The sequence below is a fragment of the Methylobacterium frigidaeris genome (assembly GCF_022179185.1).
Classification (GTDB): Bacteria; Pseudomonadota; Alphaproteobacteria; order Rhizobiales; family Beijerinckiaceae; genus Methylobacterium; species Methylobacterium frigidaeris.
Window position 1 is genome coordinate 1 of the sequence record NZ_BPQJ01000130.1, and the last position, 833, is coordinate 833.

Consider the following 833-nt stretch of genomic DNA (forward strand, 5'->3'; position numbering starts at 1 on the left):
ATGGCCAAGGAAAAGTTTTCGCGGACGAAGCCGCACTGCAACATCGGGACGATCGGTCACGTCGATCACGGCAAGACGTCGCTGACGGCGGCGATCACGAAGGTCCTGGCCGAGACCGGCGGGGCGACCTTCACGGCCTACGACCAGATCGACAAGGCGCCGGAGGAGAAGGCGCGCGGCATCACGATCTCGACCGCCCACGTCGAGTACGAGACCCAGAACCGGCACTACGCCCACGTCGACTGCCCCGGCCACGCCGACTACGTGAAGAACATGATCACGGGTGCCGCCCAGATGGACGGCGCGATCCTGGTGGTGTCGGCCGCCGACGGCCCGATGCCGCAGACCCGCGAGCACATCCTGCTCGCCCGCCAGGTCGGCGTGCCGGCGCTGGTGGTGTTCATGAACAAGGTCGACATGGTCGACGATCCGGAGCTCCTGGATCTGGTCGAGCTCGAGGTGCGCGAGCTGCTCTCGAAGTACGACTTCCCGGGCGACGACATCCCGATCACCAAGGGCTCGGCTTTGTGCGCGCTGGAGAACCGCGAGCCGAAGATCGGGCATGACGCGATCCTCGAGCTGATGACGCATGTCGACGCGTACATCCCGCAGCCGGAGCGGCCGATCGACCTGCCGTTCCTGATGCCGATCGAGGACGTGTTCTCGATCTCGGGCCGCGGCACGGTGGTGACGGGCCGCGTCGAGCGCGGGATCATCAAGGTGGGCGAGTCGGTGGAGATCGTGGGCATCCGCGCCACGACGACCACGACGGTGACCGGCGTGGAGATGTTCCGCAAGCTGCTCGACCAGGGCCAGGCGGGTGACAACGTCGG

Annotated in this window: 1 protein-coding gene; it reads left to right on the forward strand. The window is 66.7% G+C overall.

Going from position 1 to position 833, the window contains the following annotated elements; genetic code table 11:
* Positions 1-833, forward strand: an 833-nt coding sequence (tuf, locus tag MFF64_RS36550) for an elongation factor Tu (protein WP_238193916.1), incomplete at its 3' end; no start/stop codon positions are given.